Raw genomic sequence first — 7,288 nt, 5'->3', positions numbered from 1 at the left:
TTTTTTTTTCTTTCTTTTTCCCAGGAATTTAATATTTTTACTTTTGAAAAGTGTACCCGGAGTAAAACTATGGAAGATATCATTTACATACTCATCGGAGTTTTATGGCTTGTCTTTACATTTTACACGCAACAAAAGAAACGTAAACAGAAGGAAGCAAGCCGTGAAAAAGAGGAAGCTCACCCCTCCAGGAATATACTTGAGGAATTATTCGGGGAAATTGAACATGAAACACCACCACCTGTATCACAGCCAACTCCAGCACCACCATTTCCCCGTAAGCTTACCTTTGAGGATCAGTACGAAGTAAGAGGTATACAATCCATAGAAAAAAGCGGTAAAGAATACCATACTGAAACTAAAACCACATCAGTCGCACAAAGCGGCAGGATGTTCACACATATAGAAGCTTTAGATGGAATACGTTCTTTAAACAACGAAAACAGTGTCCTCAGGGAAGAGTTTGATCTTCGGAAAGCATTGATTTATCAAGCAATCCTTGATCCTCCATACCTGTAACCTTCTGTTAAGCAATTGTTAATTTTTTTTAAATCTAGTGTTAATAATTTTTGGTAATTTCATTTTTTTGTTATTAACTTTACCGACTTTTAACGCACAATGTCATAATCTAACATAAAATTATATGGTATGTTAAGAAATTTACTGTTAACTCTTGGAATCATACTGACAACAAATTTGTTGGTATTCTCGCAAGTATCTGGTACACTCAAAGGAACGGTAAGTGATAGTCAGACGAAAGAACCGCTGCCATTCGTAAACATTATTTTGGAACTCGGGGGGACTCAGGTTGGCGGCGCGTCCTCTGATTTTGACGGTAATTACATTATCAAACCTATCCCACCAGGTAAATACGATCTCAAGGCCACATTTATCGGCTATAAGCCCCTTATGATCAAAGGTGTTATCATCAAGGCCAACACCATTACCTTCCAGAACATCGACATGGAGTCATCCGCCATCGCGTTGGAGACCTTTGAAGTTATTGATTATAAGGTTCCTCTGATCGATAAAGACCAGACAACATCCGGAGGTACGGTGACCTCGGAAGAAATTGCCAAAATGCCGAACCGGTCGGCCAACGCTGTTGCAACGACTATCGGGGGTGTATTTTCCCGTGACGGTGAACGAGGCAATGTGCGTGGTTCCCGTGAAGATGCTACCGTAATGTACATCGACGGTATCCGCGTTAGAGGTTCTTCAAGCCTCCCACAAGCTGCCATCGAACAGGTATCTGTGATCCTTGGCGGTACACCAGCCCAGTACGGTGACGCCACCGGTGGTATCATCGATGTTACTACCAAAGGTCCATCCCGTTCATTCGGTGCCGGTGTTGAACTCGAAACATCAGAATTGCTCGATGCTTTCGGATATAACCGGGCCGGAATAAACCTTAACGGACCAATTTTTACTAAAAAAGATGAAGAAGGCAGAGTCCTGAGTTCCCTCCTGGGATATTTTATAGCCGGTGACTTTACCTATCGCAGAGATGGTCGCCCTGTCTCAAGTACCATCTATAAAGGAAAAGATAGCTATATCACCTACCTGGAAGAAAATCCACTCCGCCCCGCGGGTCTGACCTCAGGCGGTACTTTCCCTAACGGTGAATTCACCAGGCTGAGCGACCTGGAAGAAACCAAAACCACCATGAACACATCCAATTATAACCTGAATGTCTCAGGAAAACTGGATGTTAAAACTACCGAAACAATCAACCTTACATTCGGTGGTTCGTTAAACTATAACAGAGGCCGTGGTTATAATTACGGAAGCTCCATGTTCAATTACGATAATAATACACTGTACTATAATTACACATGGAGGGTTTTTGGCCGCTTTACACAACGCTTCCCAAATGAAAAAGACAGCAAGTCGCTTGTGAAAAACGTGTATTACTCCATCCAGGCAGACTACTCCAAAATCTATGGAGAAACCATGGACAGCGATCATAAAAAGGACCTTTTCAAATATGGCTACCTTGGGAAATTTGATTCACACCTTGCTTATAACTATACCCTCGGTGAGGATACAATTAATGGTCAGTTATTTGAAAATGTGTATATTATGGATAATATCTATGATACACTGGTCACCTTCCAACCCGGAGAATTTAACCCCATCAATGCCAATATCACAGAAAACTATTTCGAACTCTACCCAAACAATAATTATCACCGTAACCTGGACCAGATCCAGCTTAATGGTGCTTTGATCAATGGACAACAACAAAGGGGTTATTATGGAATGTGGACGGCTCCCGGTACTGTAATATCAGGTTATAATGTTAATGATGATGCCCAACTTGGTATTAATGCTTCCGGAGCCATGGACATCAGAAACCATGAGTTCAAATTCGGTTTGCAGTATGAGCAGAGGTTTGACCGTGGTTATGGTGTCGGCCCGGTAGGTTTATGGACACATATGTATAACCTGGCTAACTTTCATATTGTACAGCTTGATGTTGATAATCCTATGTTAGTATACCGCGATGGGGAATTCATGGATACCATTCAATATCACAGAAAATATGACGAAGCTTCACAAAGGACTTTCGATATCAACCTTCGTAAAAAACTTGGGTTACCCGTTAATGGAACCGATTTTATCGTAATCAACTCCTACGATTTTAACTCTAACTCCATTACTTATTTCGACGAAAACAACAACAAAAAGACCGCTTATGCCAATGGAAGCTTGTTTGACATGGATATGTTCAGCGCCGATGAATTGTTAAATGACGGGTTTTCCTATGTTGGCTATGCCGGATATGACCATACTGGAGAAAAGCAAAGTGGTAAATATACATTCGCAGACTTCTGGAATAAATATCATACTGAAGATGGACGTATTGTGTATGACCGCCCCATTGGTGCCTTTGAGCCTATTTACATGGCAGGTTATATCCAGGATAAATTTAGCTTTAAAGACCTGATCTTCAACATTGGTGTGCGTGTTGACCGTTTCGACGCCAACCAGGAAGTCCTCAAAGATCCTTACCTGCTTTATCGTGCTTATACACGCGGAGATGCTGCTACACAAGAACTTGCTTCCAAAATGGGAGATTATGACATACCTTCAAATATGGGCAGTGATTATGTGGTTTATGTTGATAACGTTGCCAATCCCACTACAATCATAGGTTATCGTGACGAAGATACCTGGTACAATGCCCAGGGTACAGAAATCCTTGACCCGACGGCCCTGGATGCAGGCTCAGGTATTTCACCCTATATCATCAACCCGGATGCAGAAAGACCGGAAATCGAAGCTTTTGAAGACTACGAGCCCCAGGTTAATATTATGCCCAGAATCTCTTTCTCTTTCCCAATCTCTGATGAGGCCCTTTTCTTCGCACACTATGATGTACTGACACAAAGGCCTACTTCAAACTTTGCTTCAGATCCCTCTACTTATTACTTCTTTAATAACGTCAGCGGAATAATAAACAATCCAAACCTGAAACCCTCCAAAACCATCGACTATGAATTAGGATTTCAGCAGAAACTAACAAATACGTCTTCTCTGAAGTTCTATGTATTCTATAGGGAAATGCGTGATGACATCCAGGTTTACCGCTATAATGGAGCATACCCGAAAGATTACACTTCCTTTAATAACATCGACTTCGGAACTGTAAAAGGATTAACAATTAACTATGACCTCAGAAGAACGAGCAATGCCCGTATCAGCGCATACTATACACTTCAGTTTGCCGATGGTACAGGTTCAAGTACTACAACTGCCGCAGCTCTTGTAGCATCCGGGCTCCCCAACCTGAGGACTACCAACCCTCTGGCTTGGGACCGCCGCCATCAGTTTAATGTATTCATTGATTATCGCTATGCTGATGGTAATGAATACAACGGCCCGGTTATCCAGAGAACGAAATCCGGCAAACCCCCGGTTCAGATCCTGAAAAATACAGGTCTTAGCCTTACCCTTACCGGTGGTTCCGGAACTCCTTATACCCGTTCCAGAAATATTTATTCCCAACTTTCGGGTACAAGTCGTCTGCTGAAAGGTACTTACTATGGCTCCAGATTACCCTGGCAGTTCAGAATAGACCTCAGGCTCGACAGAGACTTCTTCTTTAACCTCGGTAAAGGAGATAACAAACGGGCTTCTAACCTGAATGTTTATTTCCAGATCAACAACGTTCTGAATACGAAAAATGTCATGGGTGTCTATCCTGCAACCGGTAACCCCGATGATGATGGTTACCTTGCCGCCGCCGAATGGCAAAGAGATATCAACGACCAGCTGGATCCTCAGTCTTTCAGAGATCTGTATGCTATCTTTATCAATAATCCAGGAAACTATAGCAGTCCCAGGACTATTCGCTTCGGATTGATTTTCAACTTTTAATGAATTCACAACCGATGTATAACCGCAAAATTTGGAAACAAAAAATGATGACCATGAAAAATATATTCTGCTTACTGTTCGTCACTCTCATCAGTTTGTTCCTTTTCCAGTCAACCTACGCTGAAGAATACGTAGGCCCGGGTGGAAACAAGAACACTCAAAACATCAAGGCTAATGCGGCAGGTTGTGCAGCTGCTGCCGGTTTCAGATTCCTTGATATTAACAATATCAGGGCCCGTATAAACACCGGCGGTGATATGTGGTGGGACCTGCCCGGAGGTATTGGAGCACAGTATTTTATTCCTAAAGAAGGTACCGCAACTTCTCTCTTTTCAGGTTCCCTCTGGATCGGAGGTCTTGATATCAACAACCAACTTAAACTGGCCGCCCAAAGATACCGGCAGGTTGGGATTGACTACTGGCCAGGCCCTTTGACCATCGATGGAACTGCATCCGTTGATGAGGCCACTTGTGCCCGTTATGATAAACACTTCCTCATTACCCGAAAAGAAGTTGATGAATTCCTGGGATGGTGGAATTCGGAAAACAGAAATGAGGAATTCCCGAATTATCAAATCCCGGAATCCATCATGGGTTATCCTGCTCATGGTGATGTTGCAAAAAAACAAAGTTATTATCTGGCTCCTTTTAAAGATGTGGACGGAAATGGAGATTATGACCCCAACCAGGGCGATTATCCATATTATGATATCTCTAATACACTATGTCCGCTCAACTATGCCGGAGATCCGAATTACAAACCCAGGCCTACAGCCGAAGACTCCCTCGGAATTGTTACCGGTGGTATCCTTGTCGACCAGGTTCTTAAAGGAGACCAGACCCTTTGGTGGGTTTTCAACGACAAAGGAAATGCTCACACCGAAACCCAGGGTGCTCCCATCGGTATGGAAATCAGAGCTCAGGCTTTCGCTTTTGCCACCAACGATGAAATCAATAATATGTCGTTCTACACTTATGAGGTAATTAACCGTTCCACCTTTACCCTTACCCAAACTTACTTCTCCCCCTGGGTAGATACTGACCTGGGTTATGCATGGGACGACTATATTGGTTGCGATGTTGGCCGTGGTTTAGGTTATTGCTATAATGGAAATGCAGTGGATGGTTCCGGTGAACCGGAAGCTTACGGCGACCAACCTCCTGCTGTTGGTGTCGACTTCTTCCAGGGTCCTTATATCGACCCCGATGGCCGTGATAACCCCAGATTCACAGGAGATTGCTCTATCATCAATTCTCCTTTTGAATGGGATCCCATGGCCATTAACGGTGTTAACTTCGGAAACCTTATTGTTGACGACGAAAGGTTCGGTATGCGCCGCTATGTGTATCATAACAATACAGGCCCGGGCTATAGTACCGACCCTTCGGTAGCTCCGGAATATTATAACTTCCTAAGGGGTATCTGGAAAGACAATACCAAAATGCTTTATGGTGGTAACGCTCATGTTAGCTCCGGTGCTGTCGGCCCTGAATGCGACTTCATGTTTCCTGGCGATTCTGACCCTTGTAACTGGGGAACCCAGGGTGTGCCACCCAATGGAGGATACAACCAGAATGGAAAATACTGGACGGAAGAAGAAGCCGACAATAACCCCGGAGACCGCCGCTTCATGCAGTCAGCCGGACCGTTTACCCTTCGCCCCGGTGCCGTTAACTATATCACCGTTGGTATCCCCTGGGCACGCGCAATATCCGGTGGCCCCTGGGCTTCTGTTGAATTACTGAGGGTTGTTGACGATAAATGTCAGAAACTGTTCGATAACTGCTTCAAAGTCCTTGATGGTCCCGATGCCCCGGATTTGGAAATCGTTGAACTCGACAGGTCGTTGATTATTTATATCTCAAACTCCAAAACTTCCAATAACTATGAGGAAAAATATAAGGAATACGACAACACTATTCGTCAACCCAATCCGAATGATCCAGACCAAAGAAATGACTCAACATACACATTTGAAGGTTACCAGATTTATCAGCTGAAAGATCCTACGGTCACCCTTGAAAGCAAAGAAAATCCTGATGTCGTAAGGCTTGTGGCACAATTCGACATTAAAAACGGTGTAACCACCCTGGTTAACTACTACTTTGATAAATCCATCGGCGGCAACGTTCCTCTTGTAGAAGTCGAAGGTGGTGACAATGGAATCAGCCATAGCTTTATGATCACAACCGATGCTTTTGCAACAACCAGCCGTAATCTTGTAAATCACAGGCAATATTATTACACCATAGTTGCATATGCTTATAATGAATATATGCCTTACAGCCAGGAACCTGGTGTTTTAAACGGCTTGCTTGGACAGATGAAACCTTATCTGGCAGGACGCCGCAATATTAAAACCTATACTGCTATACCACACCCAACCCTGAATGGCAAAATTTTAAGATCCGGCTACGGTGACGGCCCTCAGATCACCCGTATTCAGGGACAGGGTAACGGCGGTATTGCCCTGGAATTTACCCAGGAAACCATTGATGAAATCCTGTCAAAGAAACCCGTCGATTCGTTGAACCAGATCGGAAGCCCCGATTATCCAATCGCATATAACCCTGTATACAAGAATGGATTCGGTCCCTTAAACGTAAAAGTGGTTGACCCATTGAGAGTTGTTTCAGGTGATTATGAGCTTCGCTTCGACAGCATCCTGAATGGCGGTGGCCTAAACGACAGTGTTTCTATTAGCAGATCCCGCTGGATACTGAAAAACCTCAGCACAGGAGAAGAATTCAAATCGACAAAATCGATAGTCGTTAGATATGAACAACTTTTCCTCGATCTTGGAATATCGTTGAACATTCAGCAAAGCTATGCACCAGGTGATAGTATGGCTGCGCAAAACGGACTGCTTTATTCCACTCTGACTTACGAAGACAGCACCCAGCA

The 7,288-nt window shown here is 43.7% G+C and carries 3 protein-coding genes; all 3 read left to right on the top strand.

What is annotated here, in order from left to right; genetic code table 11:
• The coding region (locus tag KKA81_00485; protein ID MBU2649384.1) for a hypothetical protein at positions 1-519 on the top strand (519 nt) is incomplete at its 5' end.
• A gap of 129 nt (positions 520-648) precedes the next feature.
• Positions 649-4,383: a TonB-dependent receptor gene (locus KKA81_00480; protein MBU2649383.1), complete on the top strand. Its 3,735-nt coding sequence runs from the start codon at positions 649-651 to the stop codon at positions 4,381-4,383.
• A gap of 53 nt (positions 4,384-4,436) precedes the next feature.
• Positions 4,437-7,288 (top strand): T9SS C-terminal target domain-containing protein (locus KKA81_00475; GenBank protein MBU2649382.1); only part of this gene is annotated, 2,852 nt, incomplete at its 3' end.

This window comes from Bacteroidota bacterium (assembly GCA_018831055.1).
Classification (GTDB): domain Bacteria; phylum Bacteroidota; class Bacteroidia; order Bacteroidales; family B18-G4; genus M55B132.
The sequence above is the reverse complement of the archived record's forward strand: the minus strand, read 5'-3'. Positions and strand labels throughout refer to the sequence as shown.